Raw genomic sequence first — 22266 nt, 5'->3', positions numbered from 1 at the left:
TTATAAATGGGATTGTTACCAGCAAAAAAGAAAATAAAAAAAGATTATGATATTGATAGTTATTATCTTAATTTAGCATCAACTATTACTAATCGTAAAAATGTTACTGTTCAAAAACATAATGAGATTTTAAAAAAAAGAATTTGTGAAGATAATGCTAATTTTTTAAATCCACGAGATTTAGAAATTAGCATTTATAATCCACTTACTAATCAACAATTAGATACTAAATTAATTAATAACTTTTTAAAGATGCAAGACTTTACTAATAAAAATTGATATAACGAATATAAAATTAATAAGAATGGTAGGGGTGCATACTTTATTTTTGTTAATAATTCAAAACTTAATTTTATTACTATTGATTTTTACAATGACCAATATGATGAATTAGGTAATTTAGTATCTTGTACTTTTGATTATGACTCTTATATTAAAAATGACCAGAGTATTTTTATTACTGAAAAATTAGAGATTGATGCTGTAACTAAACAAGTTAAAGTTATTAGAAAGTTAAAAACACGATTATATAGTACTATTACCGACTTATATATTGATGATGCTAAATGAAATAACTATACAACTTTACAAAGAGAAGAAATATTACCACTTAATTTTATTCCAATTCAAATTATTCCTAATAACCCTAATTTTGAGCCTTCTGCTCGTTATGGTAAACAATTTGCTAGTATTTTAGATATTATTGCTGAAAAGATAATGTTAGATCCATTATTAAATAGTGGTAAATTTACTATTAATACTAACGGCGTGACTGGTGTAGTTGACCAAGAAATTAGTAAAATGCTAGCTTCATTTATTGAAAATGACTTGTTATTAGTTGAAGGAGACCCTGATAGTAATTTTCAACCAGTAGATTATATTGCGGGTAATTTTAAAGGTGAACAATTAACCAAAATATATGATTGATTATTAACTAATTACTATAAAATAAATCGCCATCATGTTCCCGCAATCGCCAAGGGAGCCCAACAAACACAAGCAGAAGTTGCGGGAGTAAATATTCAAACAAACGCATCATATGAACAAATGATATATATTAGAGAAATTAAATTAACTGAATTCATTATTAAGTTAATTAAATATGATAATGCGATTTTAAACAGTAGAACATTCAATATTAAAAATATTGATGAGTTAATTGTTGATGTTCGCTTACCAGTAAATGCTACTTTAAACAGACAATTAAAAAACAACGAAACTATTATCAATATGCCTAATGAAGAAGGAGAACAAGAATAATGTTAAAACCATCTGAAAAAATGTTAGCACAATTAGCGGAAAATGATGAACCAATTGACTATTCAATCGATAGTATTCCGTTAGATTTTGCTGCTCAATCGCAGTACAGCAACCCTGACTTAGAACAATTATTTACTGAAGACCGTGCAAGAACCTTATATATTTATAAAATTAATAATATTGTTAAGACAAAGCAAAAACCAATCTTAAATTACTCTCAAAATAGCGTTAAAATAGGTTTTATTGACAAAGATGAATATATTAAAATAACTGGTTATGAAATTAGTGATTTTAACTTTAAATTACAAATTCAACAAAATACCACAGTCCAAGATAATAGCACAAGTTATGTTATGATTGATGAAAAAGATATTTTAATTAATGATATTTCAAAACAAGACAAAGAATTTTTAGAATCCTATGACTTAAAAATAGTATCTATTAATGAGCCAATTAGTGAAGATAACAAAAATGAATGTTATATCATTGAAGAATACAAAGGCCCTTATTCACCCGATGGTGTTAATATTATTAAATCTATGCATTTAGTTAAAATAACTGATTTTAAATGAAAAAACCAAAATAGTATTCATTTAGTATTACAAAAATCATTACCCGAAGACACAGTATTTACTGGGATTGAAATTAAATACCCTAAATCAATGTTATTTGGAAATATTAAGTGTTGAGACAATGTTAATGGTGTTTATTCTTATTCATCATCAATAGTTGAAAACGCTAGTTTAGTACCTTTACTATCAATGCCAATTGAAACAAACCCTAATGTAAGAATATTTCAGTATTGATTTACTGAAAGTTTTTTACCATGAAGTATAGCCAAAAACTATATTCAAGGAAAAGATATTTTAGATTTGGTAAATAAAAATGGTTTAGAAAAAGTTTTATTAAATTATTTAACATATCGTTATAATTATGACCGTAAATTTCAAGGAGCAAAATACGATGAAAAAGGTAATCCTACCAATAAAGCGGCTGAACTGCGCCAAAAATTTGAAGGACAAAAACCAGAAGATGTAATTGATGGTTTATTTGAAAATTGAAAATTAGATAATTCCACATTTCTTAATGAAAATGTTGTCAAAAGATTTAAACAAATTATTTATATGTTATCAAATTATACATATAGCAAGTATGCAATTAATAAAGGCTATAATGATGATATTAAATTAATTGCTCCTTATTATTTTAAACTAATTTCAAAACCAAATAGATTAGAAGAAGGATATTTTTATTTTTCAGATTGTCAAGTACAAATATATTCATTATATTTTGATTTTATTGGTTCTAATCCACCAATTACAGTAAATTATTGAAAAGAAATTAAAGCACAAGAAAAACCATTTAATCAAGTGGATAATAAATGATATTTTGCTATATGGAAACCTAATAATTCTATTTATTGAAAAATATCAAAATTTAAACACGATACAAATAAAGGAAAAAAAAAGAGGATTGAGATCCATTAAAACCATATTATATTGATCTCTTTTTATGGGTTTTTGAAACAAAAGAACAAGATTTATTAATAGATGATCAATCAGAAGGTAAAATAAAACGAATTTTTTGAAATGAAGATAAGGGACGAAATTTTAAAGCAGTTTATCGTTGAAATTTAGAAGATACTAATGTACCTAATTTAATTATTGATAAAACCGGTAATGTAAAAGTTAATGAATAATAAAAAGTCATTTTAATAAATGACTTTTTATATTTCTAATATAATTAATGATAATTTTTCATTATTTTTATTAAATAGTTGTAAATTATTAATATTAATTTGTTCTTTTTCAGTAAAAATTGTAATTTCATAATTACCATAACCTCATATACCTGATATTTCAATTTGATTTAAATTAAATAGTTTTTTATCAAAAGTTATTTTAATACTATAATCAATTAAATCTTCGATTGTACTAATTCAATCTATTTTAGAATAAAGTAATTTATATCATTCAGAAAAATAATTTAAATAGTTTTCTATTTTGTCATTAGAAACAATTAAATTAGTTAAATATTTCCCATATTCACCATCAGATAATTTAATTTCTGATGGAATAAGAGAAGGAATGTTATTTGTTTCTAATTCATTTGTTACGGATAATCAATTAAAAAATTTGCTTCTAATCGATAAATAGGATTTTCTGAAATATCTTTGTTTTTAACACTTACTTTAATTTCATTATCTTTGTTATTATTAACATTTATTTGTTGTTTTAAATTTCAATCAATAATTTTTCCAGTACTTGAATCAATTAAAGGTTTAAGAGGTTCACCACCACCATTTCAACGATAAACTGCTTTAAAATTTCGTCCCTTATCTTCATTTCAAAAAATTCGTTCTATTTTACCTTCTGATTGATCATCTATTAATAAATCTTGTTCTTTTGTTTCAAAAACCCATAAAAAGAGATCAATATAATATGGTTTTAATGGATCTCAATCCTCTTTTTTTTCCTTTATTTGTATCGTGTTTAAATTTTGATATTTTTCAATAAATAGAATTATTAGGTTTCCATATAGCAAAATATCATTTATTATCCACTTGATTAAATGGTTTTTCTTGTGCTTTAATTTCTTTTCAATAATTTACTGTAATTGGTGGATTAGAACCAATAAAATCAAAATATAATGAATATATTTGTACTTGACAATCTGAAAAATAAAAATATCCTTCTTCTAATCTATTTGGTTTTGAAATTAGTTTAAAATAATAAGGAGCAATTAATTTAATATCATCATTATAGCCTTTATTAATTGCATACTTGCTATATGTATAATTTGATAACATATAAATAATTTGTTTAAATCTTTTGACAACATTTTCATTAAGAAATGTGGAATTATCTAATTTTCAGTTTTTAAATAAACCATCAATTACATCTTCTGGTTTTTGTCCTTCAAATTTTTGGCGCAGTTCAGCCGCTTTATTGGTAGGATTACCTTTTTCATCGTATTTTGCTCCTTGAAATTTACGGTCATAATTATAACGATATGTTAAATAATTTAATAAAACTTTTTCTAAACCATTTTTATTTACCAAATCTAAAATATCTTTTCCTTGAATATAGTTTTTGGCTATACTTCATGGTAAAAAACTTTCAGTAAATCAATACTGAAATATTCTTACATTAGGGTTTGTTTCAATTGGCATTGATAGTAAAGGTACTAAACTAGCGTTTTCAACTATTGATGATGGATAAGAATAAACACCATTAACATTGTCTCAACACTTAATATTTCCAAATAACATTGATTTAGGGTATTTAATTTCAATCCCAGTAAATACTGTGTCTTCGGGTAATGATTTTTGTAATACTAAATGAATACTATTTTGGTTTTTTCATTTAAAATCAGTTATTTTAACTAAATGCATAGATTTAATAATATTAACACCATCGGGTGAATAAGGGCCTTTGTATTCTTCAATGATATAACATTCATTTTTGTTATCTTCACTAATTGGCTCATTAATAGATACTATTTTTAAGTCATAGGATTCTAAAAATTCTTTGTCTTGTTTTGAAATATCATTAATTAAAATATCTTTTTCATCAATCATAACATAACTTGTGCTATTATCTTGGACTGTGGTATTTTGTTGAATTTGTAATTTAAAGTTAAAATCACTAATTTCATAACCAGTTATTTTAATATATTCATCTTTGTCAATAAAACCTATTTTAACGCTATTTTGAGAGTAATTTAAGATTGGTTTTTGCTTTGTCTTAACAATATTATTAATTTTATAAATATATAAGGTTCTTGCACGGTCTTCAGTAAATAATTGTTCTAAGTCAGGGTTGCTGTACTGCGATTGAGCAGCAAAATCTAACGGAATACTATCGATTGAATAGTCAATTGGTTCATCATTTTCCGCTAATTGTGCTAACATTTTTTCAGATGGTTTTAACATTATTCTTGTTCTCCTTCTTCATTAGGCATATTGATAATAGTTTCGTTGTTTTTTAATTGTCTGTTTAAAGTAGCATTTACTGGTAAGCGAACATCAACAATTAACTCATCAATATTTTTAATATTGAATGTTCTACTGTTTAAAATCGCATTATCATATTTAATTAACTTAATAATGAATTCAGTTAATTTAATTTCTCTAATATATATCATTTGTTCATATGATGCGTTTGTTTGAATATTTACTCCCGCAACTTCTGCTTGTGTTTGTTGGGCTCCCTTGGCGATTGCGGGAACATGATGGCGATTTATTTTATAGTAATTAGTTAATAATCAATCATATATTTTGGTTAATTGTTCACCTTTAAAATTACCCGCAATATAATCTACTGGTTGAAAATTACTATCAGGGTCTCCTTCAACTAATAACAAGTCATTTTCAATAAATGAAGCTAGCATTTTACTAATTTCTTGGTCAACTACACCAGTCACGCCGTTAGTATTAATAGTAAATTTACCACTATTTAATAATGGATCTAACATTATCTTTTCAGCAATAATATCTAAAATACTAGCAAATTGTTTACCATAACGAGCAGAAGGCTCAAAATTAGGGTTATTAGGAATAATTTGAATTGGAATAAAATTAAGTGGTAATATTTCTTCTCTTTGTAAAGTTGTATAGTTATTTCATTTAGCATCATCAATATATAAGTCGGTAATAGTACTATATAATCGTGTTTTTAACTTTCTAATAACTTTAACTTGTTTAGTTACAGCATCAATCTCTAATTTTTCAGTAATAAAAATACTCTGGTCATTTTTAATATAAGAGTCATAATCAAAAGTACAAGATACTAAATTACCTAATTCATCATATTGGTCATTGTAAAAATCAATAGTAATAAAATTAAGTTTTGAATTATTAACAAAAATAAAGTATGCACCCCTACCATTCTTATTAATTTTATATTCGTTATATCAATTTTTATTAGTAAAGTCTTGCATCTTTAAAAAGTTATTAATTAATTTAGTATCTAATTGTTGATTAGTAAGTGGATTATAAATGCTAATTTCTAAATCTCGTGGATTTAAAAAATTAGCATTATCTTCACAAATTCTTTTTTTTAAAATCTCATTATGTTTTTGAACAGTAACATTTTTACGATTAGTAATAGTTGATGCTAAATTAAGATAATAACTATCAATATCATAATCTTTTTTTATTTTCTTTTTTGCTGGTAACAATCCCATTTATAACTTCCCCTTTATTTTGTTTCTTCTTTTTTAATAACATCTTCAATACTATCTTCTTTTTGTTTTTTGTTATGTGTTTTGATAAATCTAATTGTTTCAATAATCAAAACTATAATTCCAGCTCCGATAAGCATTGCTGAAACAATAACATATGCCGGTCAAGAAATACCTAATGTTTTTTCTCCTATAAAACAAATAATAATTCCTGCGATAAAAAACAATGATGAAACTCCAAAGATTTTCAAAAACATAATTACATCTTTAATATTTACTTTTGACATAATAACATCTCCTTTCTAATTTACCTTTTTTCTTTCAATAAACACAAATCCCAAAGGTCTAAATGTTGCTGGACCATTAACTCCAATATTAATCAATCCATCAGGATTAATAGATAATGCTAAACATGCACTATTAACACCTATTTGATCATATATAACACCTATTGTTTGTCTAAAACTATGCCTTGTTTGCAACATCCCTTGACTTTTTAAATCTCCTTTGATATTTTTTCCTGAGGCTCAAATTCTATAAATATAATTTTCTTTATCAAAATTAGGAATAGTATATCCTTTTTGTCCAACTTTAAAATCACTAGTATCAACAATTTCTCAATCTGGAACTTTTGGTATAACAATTGATTTTTTTAATTCATCTAAAATTTCTTCTTTTATTTTTGCAAGTTTTTCATCTTTAATTTTTTCTATAACAAGTTTATCTAATAAAGCATCAACTTCTAATTGAGTATAATATGCTTCTAAATCAATCATTGTTAAATCAATACCTTCTTCTTGAAAAGTACGAAACATTTTCTTTAAAGTTGTTAAATTAGCCAATGATTTTGCATAGGTAGGCAATAGACCTTGTTAAGTAATCATAGGGTCATTTTGCGATGAATAATTAATATCACCAACACTCATATTTGCCGAAGTAAAAAATTCAATTGGAATGCGGTTAAATGTTCAATGCTCAATCGTAATAAACACCATATTAATACAAATTTTCTTTAATAATGGATCTTTAAATGTTTCAAACTTTAGTTTTGAAAATGGATAGTTTAAGTAAGAATTAATCATATTTTGGGCTCTTAAAGCAAATGTTTTAAATCATAATTCTACATCACCTTTAAAGAACTTATTATAACGAACTGGAACTTGTGTAATTTTACCTGTCATTGGAATAAAATTATTATAATTTTCCAAAGTAACATTTTGTCATAATTCATTTAACATTTAATCATCTCCTTATCATTTACTTTTTTTAAAATATATTTTCTTTAATATAAATTTTTTACTATTTAGTAATGTTTTTGTTTTAATTGTTTTGTTTAAATCTTGTTTTGTTCTGAGTTGTTTATATGCTTGAAATACTAGTCCATTACCTAACAAACTAGTAACCACACTATCTTCTAGCGTATTTAACAATTTATCTTTATTAAAGTTATTTTTAAATTGTTCTTGCATTTTTAATATCTTAGCAATTATCCGATATATTTTAAAACTATCTTTTACTACTTGCTGATAAACAAGTGGGGCAAAAGAAACTAAATTAAACAAACTTGTTTTTTTAAATCCCCAACCAATAAACCACTCACTGTTCATATAGAATTTAAACGGTTCAGGAGCCAAAACAAACTGTTCTGCTTTGATTAAAGTTGTCATAACGACAATAGGGACATATTTAGGATTTTTATAATATATTGTTAAAGCAACTTCTCCCGCAACTGATAATGGAACAATTTTTACTGCTAAAAAAACATCAGAACCATAAGCAAAGGGTAATAATTGGCCTTTTTAATAGCTTTAGTTTCAAATTTAGAGAATATTTTTTTAGTTTTATCAGTAATTTTATTAATTACTTTTTGTTTAATTGTAATTATTTGTTTTTCAATTGGAGCTAATAATTTTTTAGTTACTTTTTGAATATAAAAATTTGGGTTTAAATGATTTAAAATTTTATTTAATTTAATTGGTGTTTGGTGAAAAATATTTAATAATTTATTATTATATATTTTACTGCTCCGCATTAAATTAGCATTTAATAGTAGATTTTTACCAACACCTTTTTTATGAAGATTAGTCATAATGTTATATCACTCATTAGTATTAATTTTGCTTATTTTATCAATATTTAATCCATATTCATATAACAATTTATTAGCATTTTTTTCATTTACGCGCGGTATTTTTTGAACTAATGTAGGGCTTATTTTTTGAATATTTTTCTCAATTTTTAATAAATTATTAATTGTTTCTAAATTAGAAACTTTAAAACCTTTATAAAAATCATTTCGGGCCAATTTACCAAATGTATATAATAAAGTTTCATTATTAGCCTGCTTTTAAAAATCAAATATTAATTTATCAGATAAAATCTTTTTGCCTGTAACTTGTTTTACAACATCTTCTAAATTATTAGCAGTTATTACACCTAATTTTTCAAGTAATTTAGTTTCTTTTGCTAATTTTAAAATTCTAGTTGTTCGAGCAGCACGCGTTAATTTACCAACACCGCCAATTGCTGGTAACAAATTTAAGGCGGTACTTTTTGCTGTTACTTCTGATGTTAATTTATCATATATTTGATTTACGGCAAAATCGGTTGCTGTTTCTACTCCAAACGAGATAAATGCTGCGGCAAAATTAGATAATCCCGTACCAAGACCAACAGCCGAAGCAATACCACCAGTTAAAACTGATAAACCAAGAGCTAAAACTTGAATTCCTAAAAATTCTAATAACTGTAAACCAAAATTTTTTTCTTGTTGTTGGATTGACAATCTAGTTGGATTTTTTTTTAACAGCATAAATAAGAGCTGTTTTAGATGTTCTAATTGGCATATCTATCAAACGAAAAAGTACTATTTTTTAGTACTATTAAGAATTTTTAATTTTAACATCAATCGGATTTGTTTGACCAGTAGCGTTGTTTTTACCTTCAATTTGAACAGAAACAGTTTTATCATTTGTAATATTAATTGGTCAATCTTCACCTTTACTTTCAATAAAGTAATCAAAATCACTTTCAGTTAAAGAACTATTTACGGCTTTAACTGCTTTTAAAACAACATCTTTAAATTGTGGTTTTAACTGTTCTGCTGTTGTTTGTGTTGGATTTACAACATGAATAGTTGGTTTATCTAATTTATTAATTTTACTAATATCAATTTTTGTAACAATATGTTTAATAATTCCTTTAGGTTCAACTACTGCTCCACCTAAATATAAAACTCTTTCCATAATTAAAGTATTACCCATTCCAGTACCTAACGCAGCAGCACCAACCCTTAGCGGAGTATGGTCTTTTTTGCGTAAAATAAGAGGATCATATTTTTTACTAAATTTAAAGGCAATTGCATTAACTCTGTTTGGTAATAATTCAATTGTTCCTTCTGAATTATCTTTATTAATAATTGGTAATTTTTTAGGAACCATATAATATGTTGTTCCTTCAACAGTTTTCATTGCTCCACTTGTTTCAATTACGCTATTTATTTGGTCATTTGCGCCAAGTTGTAACTGTAATTTATTACGAATTCCACGAATAAAATCAGCCGAACCCAAGACAACTGTTTCTGATGGGGTAAAGCCATTTTCATATATTTTATCCATAATTTCATCGTGGATTTGTAAAGCATTTGTATCATCTGATTTTTGTCCTTGAATGGTTGTAACTACTCCTTTATTAATAATTTCTAAAATTTTATTGCGTTTATAAGCAACTTCAGTATCCATTGCTTGCTCAATATCAGCCGCCCAAAGATTGGGATTAAAATCACTTTCTACGGGGTCTAATTTACGAGCAAAAGTTAAAATTGTATCTAATTCAATTGTTCCATCTTCAAACTTTACTTCAGTATAGTTTAAAAGACTGTCATCAGTATTAAATACTTTTTTATCTTTTCCTATACCTTCATTATATTTAATATTTTTCTTTCTTTTATATGTTAAACCAAACTTATTTGCTTCTTTTCACGCAAATAATGCCTCTCAGCTAAATTTTTGTTGATAAGTTTGTAAATATCATTGGTCAAATGATTCACAATCTTTTTGTGTTGCTTGATTAACAATATCGCCGAATATTCTTTGTGGATTTTGTGCCATAATTTTATACCTTCTTTCTTATTTATTAAATACATTGTCTGTATCTAAAATATTGTTTTCTTTATTTTCTGATTTTGGTACGCCACCAGTATTAACTGTTTGTACCTTAATTAATTCATCATAAACACTCTGCAATTGTACTTTAATGATTTCAATATCATCAGTAATATCATAAGATTTTAATAAAACATTTTTAAAATCTTCATTATCAGTTAAAGAATTAATAAAATCAATTACTTCAATTTGTTTTAATTGAATTGTTTGTTCTTCAATTTGTGAAGTTAATTCAGTATTTTTTGTTTGTAGTTCGTTGATTTGTTGATTACTATTTTCTAAATTACTTGCATTAAATTCTTCAACTTCAACAGTATTTTCTAAAATAATTTCAGCAGTTTTAATATCTAAACTACCATCTTCATTTTTAATAGGTTCATTATTTTTATCAATAAGAACAAATTTTACATTTTTTAATGCCATTGTTTTTCCTCCTATTTTTTAATATTTGTATTTGTTCTTTTTCTAATCGCTTTTTGTATAATTTCGAAACTATCGACTCGAAAAGATAAAAAATAGCGTTTAGTTTTTATATTTAACTGATTAAATACTGAGCCTTTAATTTTTATCTCATCATCTTTTTTTAATTTCAAAAACTTAGTTAAAATAGATGGGTTATATATTGAAAATGTTGAGTAATTTAATCCTTCTCACTGACATTTAGCCGAACAAGCATCAACTTCAACACCAGCAGCAACCAGTGCCTTAATTTTAGTTTTAATTGGGTTTTCATGTAATCTAACAGTTAATTCTAATTTATTAACTTTTTTATTTTAGATTTATTAGTTATTGATTTTTTAAGTAAATTACTTTTTGTTTGTGCCATTTTTATCAACTCCTTCTGTTATAAAATATTGTAAATGTTTTCAAGCATCGTGTTCGTGCTCTGTCATTTTAATATTTCCTTTATAAATATAATTTTTCTTAACAACTGGCGATTGTAAAACATAATTTAAATTAAATAGATATTTACATAAAACTTTTAAACCACCAATAAATTTAGGAGTAGCTAATGGATTTTTTATTTTTAAACCTTTATTAAGTTGATAATCTTCAATTATTACAATAACTTTATTTAAATAAGAACAAATTTTATTTTTAAACTCATTTAATATTAAATACATATTATTTATTGCTTCTTCTTCATTTTTAGAATTAAAAGTAATATTATTAATTATTTTCTTTTGCAAAACATTATAAATAATCATACCAGTTTGTCCAATTCCAGCAGGGTCAATTGCAATAATATATTTTAATTTATTTGTTTTATTTTTTTTGTCAATTTGTAATATTTTTCATCCATCGGATGCTAAATCTAAAATATCGTTAATTTTATAATATTGCATATATGAAACAATAACATCTCACTTGTCTTTAAATAAATTTAAGTACATTTTGGCTCATTCTAAACATTGCAAATCATAATGCTTTTTATGATGTGAAATACGACAATTAACAGGCTGACAATTAACTCAATCAAATGACGTTGTTATTTCATTTCAAGTTTTATTAATATACAAACTTTTATATTCTGTCATTTATCTATACTCCTTAATTATTTTTATTTGTTGCTCAAATTTCATCATTAATATCATTTACCGTTACTAGATAAGCTCGTATCATTAATTCTTGTAATTTATTTTTAATTTTTTTATTTCATTTTTTCATCAAATATTTTCTTTTCTGTAAAAAACATAATATTCCTTTATTGGTTAATATTTTGATATTTAGTAAATAATTTATTTTAGTATTTAATTACTTTGCCCCCGCTTCACTTTGAAGGTGAGCGGGGGCGGGATAAGATATTTTGATAGAGTTTACCCCCATACGGAAATAAACAAAGAAACAGTTTACCCAGTTATTAATTACGCTTCATCCATCCCTAGACAACTTTATATAAAGAAAATAACCTTTTGGAGTTCCAACCCTCTTGTTTTTTTTAGTGTCCGATATTGTTTTTTCGGTTTAACAGCACTCTTTTTATGAAAACAAGCAAAAAACACGCGCTCTGACATTTCGCAAGTGATTAATCTTGCTGAGAATTAAAGAAATAAATAGGAGTAGTAAATCCAATCGCTTTCACACTTTCTTTAAGGCTTCGTGCCATAGATGAGTTATTCATCTTTAAGCATCAAAATATTAAATTTTAAGTGCCGCATTATTCATCGGATAATACCTTTATTGAAAGGATTTATAAAAATATTGTTTATTTTGTGTAGGGAAAACAGAATTTAATCTGTTTTTTTATGATAAAAGTTCTAAATTTAAAGATACTATCCGATGAATAATGCAAATAAATTTATGTTTTTTAATATAAAAATAAAAAAAACAATCTCACAAGAGTTGTTTTTTGCCGGTTCATCGTACAGGACGCCATATTCTAAATTTCTTTTGGCAAAAGAAATTTTAGGTCCTTTAGGATTGTTTAATTTTCCTTTTTTATGATTTGCTCATCAAGATTCTACTGTATTTGCATTTATATTATATTGTTTTGCTACTATTCAACAACTTTTTTGTTTAATTTCCTCAATGATTTTTGTTCTAAATTCTGATGTATATTTGTTATATTTTTGTCCTTTTTTTGCCATATAAAAATGCACCCCCTATAAAAATTTAGCAAAATCTTTTTTTATTTTACTTACTTTTTGGAGTGCACTCTAAAAATATTCTTTTATTAAAACAACAATTATTTTATTTAAGTTTTTTTCTTGTTATTTGTTTCAGAATTAATATTTGATTTAACACGACTAATAAAACTTTCGCGTAATAATAGATTAACTTTCGGAACTAATAAACGTAAATGATTACGATATTCAGCTAAAATTAGGTCTGAAGTATAATAAAATATTAACAATAAAAGTAAAACAATTGTGGCACAAATTGTTGAAATAATTGTTGTAATATTATCAATTTGAATCGCAAAACTATCAGGGGGAATATATTGTTGACCATAAACATATTCTTTAAATATACCAACCTTTTTATCACGCATCACATCATCAACAAATTTAATAATGAATTCTAACCCAAATCATAATAATTGAAATTGTGATACAATCGGTTTATTTGTTGGTGAACGATATTTTCATTCACACGTCATTGCAAACAAAATATTAAAACACATAGCAAAAGCTAATCCATTAATAACTTGCAATGCTAAGTAAGCTTCTGGCGAATGATTAAATGCAGTAATACTAAAGAAAATAAATCATAGTAATAACCCTAGCCCAAAGCAATATTTAACACCAATTTTATTATACAGTAAATGACAAGCTAAATAAGCACCAAAAAATTGTGGAATTAGGAATAATTGTTCATTTAAACGAACAAATTGGTTGACTTTTCAAACATCATGGTATTTTTCTCATGTGCGTTGGCCTAACAATCAAAGATAAATATTTGATTGAGACACTTCTTTTAAAATAATAATTAAAATTATCATAAAAAAGATAATTAATACTTTTCCTCATTTAAATGGTTCAAACATTTTTTGCTGTTCAATCGTAAATGATGTTGATTTAAATTCTTTATGTGAAAATAAAGCATATAAAATGGTTGCACCCGCAATAGCAATTATTGCACCAATTCCAATAATTCCTATTTGCAACTGATTAGTTAAATTACTTCCTACTGTAATAACAATATTATTAAACTCACTGCCAAAAATAAGTGCAAATGTCATTAATGGCGCTACTAAACTAATTGTTTTAAATGGAAAAAACTTACGGCCATATGCTTCATTATATGATAAAAAATAACTAGCCTTTGTAATAATTCCAAAACCAAGAAAAATTGCCGCGATAATTAATGTTGGTGCGGAAGGATAAACAATTAAAATAAAAATTCCAAGCATTGATATTCCAAGCATTGTATATTGAAAAAAATGTCAATCAATACGAGAAAAAACCTTATGTAAAAATACATAAGGAATCATCGCTAAAAAAGCATAAAGAGAAAGGGAAGTTGCTGCAATAATGGCAATTCCTTCCATATTATTAATTGATGCGGCAAAGAATAAATCACGAAACTCAAAATTATCACCAATAATTGATGATAATGCAAATCAATATAAAAACGTTTGAATAAAGAATGCCTTCTGACTAGTATGTTTAATTTTAATGTTTTTTATTAAAATTAATATGTAAAGAACAAATAACAATAATAACATTAATGGATTAAATAAAAAAACATCTCAATTATTTTGTAACACACCTGCACCCTCTTTCTGTCTTATAGATTATAACATAACTTAAATAATTACATCTGTTCAATAACATTAACCCCTAATAAATTAAAGGCATTTGATAAAACTTGATAAATTACTTTAATAAATACTAAACGCTGTTTTGTTAATTCTAAGTTATCTAAATTAATAACTTTTGATTCATTATAATATGAATGGAATTGCCGCGCAATATTTTGCACATAATCACAGACAAGATGTGGTTGACGTAATTTTGCTGCTCCTTCAATGCAACGATTAAATAAATCAATCTCATTTAAAAGGTCTAATTCTTTTTGTGACGTTAATAATTCAAAGGTTTTAACATCCGTAATATTAATTTTGCTCATTTTGGCTTGTTTTAGCACGCTATTACAACGCGCTGTTGCATATTGTGCATAATAAACAGGGTTTTTTGAAGAATGCTCTTTTAAAATACCAATATCTAAGTCCATATGACTTTGAGCACTTTTTGAAGCTAACATATAACGAATTGGGTCAACTCCAATTTCTTTAATTAAGTCAATTAATCAAACTGCTGTTCCTTTTCGTTTACTCATTTTATATTCAACACCCTCTTTAATTAACCGTACCATTTGAATCATATCAATATCTAAAATGTCTTTTTTATACCCTAATAACTGTAACCCCGCTAACATTCGCACAATATAACCGTGATGATCACCACCTCAAAAATTAACCAATTTATCTGCTTTGCTTCGCATTAAACGTTCATTATGTGATGCTAAATCAGGAGTAATATAAGTTAAATCACCATTTGATTTAACTAAAACACGATCTTTATCATCACCAAAGTCAGTTGTTTTTAATCATAATGCACCATCTTGTTCATAAGTTTTTCCCAATTTGGCATATTGGGCTAATGTTGCATCAATTTTTCCTCCCTCGTACATTGCAGCTTCAAAAGAATAATATTCAATGTCAACTCGAAATAATTTTAATTGCTTTTTAATAATATCTAAAAATAAATCAACTGATTTTGTTCGAAACATTTCATGTACCTTTGGATCACTAATTTTATAATCCTTATCAAAAGTTAAATTAATAAATTTATCTTGATAATTGTCAACAAAATATTGTGCAACATCATCATACATATCACCACGATATGCATCAGGAGGTAATTCGGTTTTTTTACTCAATAAATTTAAATAACTAACAAAAACCGTCACTGCTAAAGTATTTATTTGATTACCAGCATCATTAACATAATATTCAGTTTGAACATGATAACCAGCTGCTCGCAAAATCCGAGCAACACTATCACCAATGGCACCATTCCGAGCATGACCAATATGTAAAAATCCCGTTGGATTAGCTGAAACAATTTCTAAATTATAAGTAAAATTCTTTGGAGCTGAATATCCATATTTTTCTTCTCGTTTTAAAACCTCATTAATAACTTGATGTATCTGATCATCAGCTAAGGTAAAATTAATAAATCCCGCACCAGCAATTTCAATCTTTTTAAAATATGATTTATTATTTTTTTCAATAAAAGCAATAACTTCTTCAGCAATTTTATTTGGTGCCTTTTTTAATTTTTTTTCTAGTAACAAAGCCAAATTGGTTGATAAATGACCAAATCCTTCTTGACGTGGTTTTTCAACCATCACTGATGTTGTTAAATTATTTGCCTTTAAGTACTCTTCTAACAGATTTTCAATTAATTTAACATTCGTATTCATAATTGTGGTTCCTTTCTTCTTTTATTTATATATATTTTACATAGTTTTTATAATTACTTATCTTTTTTTCTAATTTTACAATAATAAAATCCATCAGTATTATTTTCATAACCAAAAATTTGTTCTGTTGCAATAATTTTTAAATCCGGATGTTTTGCTAAAAAATTGCGGATTTGAACAGTATTTTCATATCCATCAAAAGTACAAGTAGAATAAACCAAAATTCCACCTGGCTTTAACAATTGATAAGCTTTCTCTAATAATTGTTCTTGAATCTCAACTAAATTTGCTAATTCTTGATTAGTCAAAGTATGATATTTAATTTCTGGTTTTCGTTTAATTACCCCTAAACCACTGCAGGGGGCATCACAAAGAATTTTATCATATTGAATTTCAGGATTAATTTTTCTAGCATCTAATAAATGTGGATAAATATTCGTAATTCCTAATCGACTAGCATTCATTTTAATTAAATTAATCTTCTTTTCACTAATATCATATGCATCAATAATCCCTTTGTTGTTCATGATTTGACTTAAATGTGTTGTTTTGCCATCCGGTGCACTGCACATATCTAACACGCGATCAGTTTCTTGCGGATTTAATACTTCTGCAATGCGCATACTCATTTCATCTTGAATAAAAATTAAACCTTTTTTAAACATTTCTGAATTAACAACTGGTTTATCGGCAATGACACCCACAGAAGATACTAAACTTTTTGTTAAATTATAATTTGAATATTGAACTAATAATTCATCTCGACTAATTTTTAGGGTATTAACGCGAAATGAAAGTTTTGGAATTGTTAAACTATCAACCATTACTTGCTGAGCAATATCTTCACTATATTCATTACGAAGAATTAAATATAATGATGATGGAAAACTATATTTAATACTTAATTTTTTTGTTTCATCAGCAATCTTAATTTCAAAAATCTCATCTTTACTGGCAAAAATCTTTTTTAACGTAGCATTAATAAAACCAGCATACTTTGGATTTAGATTTTTACTAATATTAACAGCTTCATTAACAATTGCATAATTAGGGATACGATCTAAAAAACGAAATTGATAAATACTCATTCATAATAAAACTTGTAATTTTTGATTAGTTTTTTGGGATTGTAAATTGTAAATGCAAATGTAGCACTTTATTGAAAAAGAATAAAGTGCTTTTTATTTTGCAAAAAATACTTATATTTATTGGATTAATCGTTAGATAGTATCTTTTACACTTAATAAAATATGTTTTTTCAGAAAAATTTATCCTTTCTTTTCTTAAAAAATTTTGAATAATTGTTTTATTTAGTTGTTAGTTAATTGTTAAATATAATTACTAAAAAATATATTTAATAAACAAAGAATTAAAAAAGATAATGAGATAAAAAAAAGATACTATCTAACGATTAATCCAAAATTCAATCTTTAAAACTTAATATTTTTTGATGCTTAAAGATGGATAACTCATCTATGGTACGAAGCCTTAAAGAAAGTGTGAAAGCGATTGGATTTACTACTCCTATTTATTTCTTTAATTCTCGGCAAGATTAATCACTTGCGAAATGTCAGAGCATGTGTTTTTTGGCTTGTTTTCATAAAAAGAGTGTTGTTAAACCGAAAAAAACAATATCAGACACTAAAAAAACAAGAGGGTTGGAACTCCAAAAGCCAAAAGGTTATTTTCTTTATATAAAGTTGTGTAGGGATGGATGAAGCGTAATTAATAACTGGGTAAACTGTTTTTTGTTTATTTCCGTATGGGGGTAAACTCTATCAAAATATCCTATCCGCCCCCGCTCACTCCCCAAAGTGAAGCGGGCGGCGAAGTAATTAAATATTAAAATAAATTATTTACTAAATATCAAAATATTAACCAATAAAGGAATATTATGTTTTTTTACAGAAAGGAAAATATTTGATGAAAAAATGAAATAAAAAAATTAAAAATAAATTACAAGAATTAATGATACAAGCTTATCTGGTAACAGTAAATGATATTAATGATGAAATTTGAGCAACAAATAAAAAGAATTAAGAAGTATAGATAAATGACAGAATATAAAAGTAAATATATTAATAAAACTTGAAATGAAATAACAACATCATTTGATTGAGTTAATTGTCAACCTATTAATTGTCGTATTTCACATCATAAAAAGCATTATGATTTGCAATGTTTAGAATGAGTCAAAATGTACTTAAATTTATTTAAAGACAAGTGAGATGTTATTGTTTCATATATGCAATATTATAAAATTAACGATATTTTAGATTTAGCATCCGATGGATGAAAAATATTACAAATTGACAAAAAAAATAAAACAAATAAATTAAAATATATTATTGCAATTGACCCTGCTGGAATTGGACAAACTGGTATTATTATTTATAATGTTTTGCAAAAGAAAATAATTAATAATATTACTTTTAATTCCAAAAATGAAGAAGAAGCAATAAATAATATGTATTTAATATTAAATGAGTTTAAAAATAAAATTTGTTCTTATTTAAATAAAGTTATTGTAATAATTGAAGATTATCAACTTCATAAGGGTTTAAAAAGGCGCTGTGTATATATAAACGGCAAATTTATATCTTGTTAAGTTAATAATAAAATATTTTTAATAAATTGCAACAACTTTTTCAGAAAAAATTAAATTTTTGTAATTTTATCTTATTTTATTCATATTTAAGCGCACTAAAAATAATTTATTAAATTTTAACTAATAAATTTATTTAAAATTTTGTAAAAACATTGTCTTTGCACTTAATCAATTTAAACATGGTCGGAGTTTATCATTTATAACATTAACTACTCAATCTATCATTTTTTGACTAATATTATTAAAATCAATTCCCTTAGAAAGTCAATATCTAAATTCACCGTTCATATGCTCAATTAATGGTTTTTGTTGTGGTTTACCGGGGTCACAAAAATAAACTTGTGTTTCAGCAAATATTTTTATTTCTCTTCATTTACTAAATTCTTTTCCTCTATCAGTTATTATTCCTTTAATTTTCCCAATTAAATTATTATTTTTAACAATATCTTTAAATTTTTCTAAAACTTCATTAGCAGTATTATTTTTTAATTTCATTACAAAATAATTTTTACTTGATTGTTCTACTAAAACTAAATTACTAGATTGATGGTCTTTTCCTACAACAGTATCCATTTCAAATCATCCAACATTAGAAACTTTATTTTCAATATCTCAAATTGATTTAAAGTTAGTTAATTTACCACGATTATCAGTTTTTCCTTTTGTTTTGTATTTTTTACCACGATGGGGTAAATTTTCTTTTTTTAATCCAAATTCACCTAAGCGAATTCATTTATACAATGTTTTAACACAAACAGGAAATTTAACACCAAATTCCAAGAAATAACGATAAATTAATTGTTCGGGTGTATCGTGGTATTTATTAAATCTTATTTTAATAAAATCTAACTGCTCTTTTGTAAATTTAGGTAGTTTTTTAATGCATTTTTTACGTTTTTGTTTATAATCTTTTTGTGCTTGATATGGATTATAATATTGTATATTTTTAAATCGCTTAATTTCTCTTTTAACAGTATTAACTCCACGACCCGTTTGTCGTGATATTTCAGATAAATTAATTGTGCCATTTTTCTTTTTACAAGTATCAGATAATAATAAATCTTTAAATAAATCTCGCTCATCAAATGTTAAATGTTTAAATTTTCTCATTTTTATACAAATTCCTTTCATTTTTTCTTATAATGTATTATATATAAAATAAAGAGGTCAATAAATATGCAAGAATTTAGTAAAATTAATAATAAAAAACGAATTACTAGTTATGAACATTTAAATAAAAAATATAATTTAAATTTTAGTGACTATAATTTTGGTTTTGATTGAGAAGTATTTAAAGATTTTGTTGGTGATAGTTATGCCCGATATTTTACTTCGCCATGTTTTTTTAAGTTTGTCTCAGCGGGGCGTGGTACTAATAAGACATGAAATCACCTAGCAGAAAAATTATTTTTTGCTTGTAATTTTACCGATGCTTCATCTAACATTTTACGAAGATATGCCAATACCCACGAAGATACTACATTTGGCGATACAATTAATGTCTGCAACTATCTATATGATAAATATGAGATTGATATAGGGTATGACAATGAAAATGGTATTGTTTGACCTAAAAATGTTAAAGAAGGTGGCGAAATTGTTTTTCCTAGTGGTGTTCGCATTGCTTTTGCTGGTTATGCTAATGGTAATAAAATTATGGGGAAAGTTGGTAAAGGTAGTGGTATTATATCAGCATGAACTGACGAAATGATACATGCTGAAGAAAAAGAAATCTTAACTGATAAAGAACTAGATAAAAGATATAATAATTTAAGAGTTTCAATGTTTCGTTCTAAAAGTTTAAAAGTGTCTTACGAAAAATACACGGATGAAAATGATAATGAACAATATAATTTAGATAATCCTATTCCAGTAAAAGAATTATCTTGGACATTTCAAGAATGAGACAACATAGCAAAACAATATATAACAGTTACAACATATTTTTATAAAACATATTCTAATCAATTTACCTTTAATCCTTTTGATAAATACCATATCTTTTATGAAAAATTTGTAACGCCATATTTACCTTTAAATGAAAGAATTAAAAATATTTTAAAAGAACACAATCAGGTATATTCAGAAAACAAACAAGCATTTAATGGTTTGGGTATTTTTAATTTGCGTTTAACTATGGGGGCTGTTTGAAATAAAATACCTGATATTACCAAAAAAATTGTTTTAGCAAATAAAGAAGAACGACCCGATTTATTTGAACTTGAATATTACGGTTTTGAATATAACGATAATGACCCCAGTATTTATGTTTTACGAAATTATCGTAAATATATTAAAGAGTATAATTTACAAGATTTTTATAATACAAATACAAAACAATATCAATTTGATAGTTATTCAATTGGTGTTGATTATGCTAATGGTAGTGAAGACCATACAGTATTTTTATTTAGTGGTTATAAAATTAATGAAAATAATGAATATGATAAATATTTAATTAAAAAAATGTTGTTACCCCAAAAAACGCAATGAATTTAAATGAAATAGTTGAACATTACGGACAATGAATAATTAACTGTTTTGATAAATTTGATGGTTTTGAATATGCTACATTTCATTATGATATTAATGCTCATGACTTTATGCAAAAATTACAAGAAGATATTTACCCTTATTTAGGTTATAAAATTAAGATGTTTAAAGCCAAAAAACATCAGACATCCCTTAATAAAGAAGCGGGAATAATTAATCGTGTAACATGAATAAGAAAAATGTTTGTTCAAGGCAAAATATATGGTATATTATATAACTTCCCATTTTTAGATAAGTGTATTAGTGAATTAAGATTTAGCGATACCAAAACAAACACACCCGACAGTAAAATGTACCACGATCCATATGATGCTTTGTTTTATGGTTCTTATCCGTATCGCTTTAAAATGGGTATATAAAATGTATTATAATATTATTGAAATAAAATTAGAGAATATTTCAATTAATTTTTATCTATATTTTTATTAAATCTGTAATAGCAGATTTTTTAGGTTTTGGGCGAGCGGTTGATTTTCTTAAATTTTTGTGATAAAATGACTTACAAGTTAAAAAAGATTTTGAGGTTCTTTCAAACAAATTTGGGAACCTTTATAAAATTCTTCGCTT

Annotated in this window: 22 protein-coding genes; 5 read left to right on the top strand and 17 right to left on the bottom strand. The window is 25.4% G+C overall.

Features of this window, described 5'->3' with window-relative positions; all coding sequences use genetic code 4:
* The first annotated feature begins 6 nt into the window (after positions 1-6).
* Positions 7-1260: a hypothetical protein gene (locus tag AACL22_RS11555; protein ID WP_338992300.1), complete on the top strand. Its 1254-nt coding sequence runs from the start codon at positions 7-9 to the stop codon at positions 1258-1260.
* Entirely contained in the window at positions 1260-2747 is a 1488-nt protein-coding gene (locus tag AACL22_RS11550) for a hypothetical protein (protein ID WP_338992306.1), read from the top strand. The genes AACL22_RS11555 and AACL22_RS11550 overlap by 1 nt, the downstream gene beginning before the upstream one ends.
* 878 nt (positions 2748-3625) lie before the next feature.
* Here AACL22_RS11550 and AACL22_RS11545 read toward each other — a convergent pair.
* The 16 genes from AACL22_RS11545 to rsmB form a co-directional block, all read right to left on the bottom strand.
* Positions 3626-5194: a hypothetical protein gene (locus AACL22_RS11545; protein ID WP_338992303.1), complete on the bottom strand. Its 1569-nt coding sequence runs from the start codon at positions 5192-5194 to the stop codon at positions 3626-3628.
* Complete coding sequence (locus tag AACL22_RS11540; RefSeq protein ID WP_338992300.1) at positions 5194-6447, bottom strand: hypothetical protein; 1254 nt, start codon at positions 6445-6447, stop codon at positions 5194-5196. The genes AACL22_RS11545 and AACL22_RS11540 overlap by 1 nt, the downstream gene beginning before the upstream one ends.
* Before the next feature lie 14 nt (positions 6448-6461).
* The gene (locus AACL22_RS11535) at positions 6462-6731 is read right to left on the bottom strand and encodes a hypothetical protein (RefSeq protein ID WP_338988785.1); all 270 of its coding nucleotides are present in this window, start codon (positions 6729-6731) and stop codon (positions 6462-6464) included.
* A 15-nt stretch (positions 6732-6746) separates the two neighbouring features.
* Complete coding sequence (locus tag AACL22_RS11530; RefSeq protein WP_338988787.1) at positions 6747-7307, bottom strand: hypothetical protein; 561 nt, start codon at positions 7305-7307, stop codon at positions 6747-6749.
* A gap of 9 nt (positions 7308-7316) precedes the next feature.
* Complete coding sequence (locus AACL22_RS11525) at positions 7317-7682, bottom strand: hypothetical protein (RefSeq protein ID WP_338989011.1); 366 nt, start codon at positions 7680-7682, stop codon at positions 7317-7319.
* A 12-nt stretch (positions 7683-7694) separates the two neighbouring features.
* A complete protein-coding gene (locus tag AACL22_RS11520; RefSeq protein WP_338990158.1) occupies positions 7695-8111 on the bottom strand; it encodes a hypothetical protein in 417 nt (138 codons plus the stop codon).
* Between the two features lie 86 nt (positions 8112-8197).
* A complete protein-coding gene (locus tag AACL22_RS11515) occupies positions 8198-8749 on the bottom strand; it encodes a hypothetical protein (RefSeq protein WP_338992297.1) in 552 nt (183 codons plus the stop codon).
* A gap of 42 nt (positions 8750-8791) precedes the next feature.
* The gene (locus AACL22_RS11510) at positions 8792-9256 is read right to left on the bottom strand and encodes a hypothetical protein (protein WP_338992294.1); all 465 of its coding nucleotides are present in this window, start codon (positions 9254-9256) and stop codon (positions 8792-8794) included.
* Between the two features lie 70 nt (positions 9257-9326).
* Positions 9327-10553, bottom strand: coding sequence for a hypothetical protein (locus AACL22_RS11505; RefSeq protein ID WP_338992291.1), 1227 nt, complete (start codon positions 10551-10553; stop codon positions 9327-9329).
* 18 nt (positions 10554-10571) lie between these two features.
* Complete coding sequence (locus AACL22_RS11500; RefSeq protein WP_338988799.1) at positions 10572-11030, bottom strand: hypothetical protein; 459 nt, start codon at positions 11028-11030, stop codon at positions 10572-10574.
* A gap of 11 nt (positions 11031-11041) precedes the next feature.
* On the bottom strand, positions 11042-11200 hold the full coding sequence (locus AACL22_RS11495) for a hypothetical protein (protein WP_338989005.1): 159 nt from the start codon (positions 11198-11200) through the stop codon (positions 11042-11044).
* 213 nt (positions 11201-11413) lie between these two features.
* Complete coding sequence (locus AACL22_RS11490; protein ID WP_338992288.1) at positions 11414-12145, bottom strand: hypothetical protein; 732 nt, start codon at positions 12143-12145, stop codon at positions 11414-11416.
* A gap of 735 nt (positions 12146-12880) precedes the next feature.
* Positions 12881-13195, bottom strand: a complete 315-nt coding sequence (locus AACL22_RS11485) for a transposase (RefSeq protein WP_338992286.1) — start codon at positions 13193-13195, stop codon at positions 12881-12883.
* Between the two features lie 107 nt (positions 13196-13302).
* A complete protein-coding gene (locus AACL22_RS11480; protein WP_338992284.1) occupies positions 13303-14817 on the bottom strand; it encodes a hypothetical protein in 1515 nt (504 codons plus the stop codon).
* A gap of 47 nt (positions 14818-14864) precedes the next feature.
* Positions 14865-16538: an arginine--tRNA ligase gene (argS, locus tag AACL22_RS11475; protein ID WP_338992283.1), complete on the bottom strand. Its 1674-nt coding sequence runs from the start codon at positions 16536-16538 to the stop codon at positions 14865-14867.
* A 53-nt stretch (positions 16539-16591) separates the two neighbouring features.
* The gene (rsmB, locus tag AACL22_RS11470) at positions 16592-17644 is read right to left on the bottom strand and encodes a 16S rRNA (cytosine(967)-C(5))-methyltransferase RsmB (RefSeq protein ID WP_338993092.1); all 1053 of its coding nucleotides are present in this window, start codon (positions 17642-17644) and stop codon (positions 16592-16594) included.
* Positions 17645-18591: 947 nt separating this feature from the next.
* Between rsmB and AACL22_RS11465 the strand changes: the two genes are divergently transcribed.
* The gene (locus AACL22_RS11465) at positions 18592-19146 is read left to right on the top strand and encodes a hypothetical protein (protein ID WP_338992281.1); all 555 of its coding nucleotides are present in this window, start codon (positions 18592-18594) and stop codon (positions 19144-19146) included.
* A 129-nt stretch (positions 19147-19275) separates the two neighbouring features.
* On the opposite strand, the gene AACL22_RS11460 is transcribed toward AACL22_RS11465, so the two are convergent.
* Positions 19276-20256 carry an IS30 family transposase gene (locus tag AACL22_RS11460; protein ID WP_338993090.1) on the bottom strand — a complete coding sequence of 327 codons (981 nt, stop codon included), beginning with the start codon at positions 20254-20256 and terminating at the stop codon, positions 19276-19278.
* 66 nt (positions 20257-20322) lie between these two features.
* Here AACL22_RS11460 and AACL22_RS11455 point away from each other — a divergent pair, with 66 nt between their 5' ends.
* Together AACL22_RS11455 and AACL22_RS11450 are read left to right on the top strand one after the other, a co-directional pair.
* Entirely contained in the window at positions 20323-21645 is a 1323-nt protein-coding gene (locus tag AACL22_RS11455) for a hypothetical protein (RefSeq protein WP_338990149.1), read from the top strand.
* Positions 21636-22058, top strand: a complete 423-nt coding sequence (locus AACL22_RS11450) for a hypothetical protein (RefSeq protein ID WP_338990150.1) — start codon at positions 21636-21638, stop codon at positions 22056-22058. The genes AACL22_RS11455 and AACL22_RS11450 overlap by 10 nt, the downstream gene beginning before the upstream one ends.
* The last annotated feature ends 208 nt before the right edge of the window (positions 22059-22266 follow it).

It is taken from the genome of Spiroplasma endosymbiont of Seladonia tumulorum (assembly GCF_964020235.1).
In the GTDB taxonomy this organism is placed as follows: Bacteria; Bacillota_I; Bacilli_A; order Mycoplasmatales; family Mycoplasmataceae; genus Spiroplasma.
Note: the sequence above shows the minus strand (reverse complement) of the source record. Positions and strands in the feature narration are given on the sequence as shown.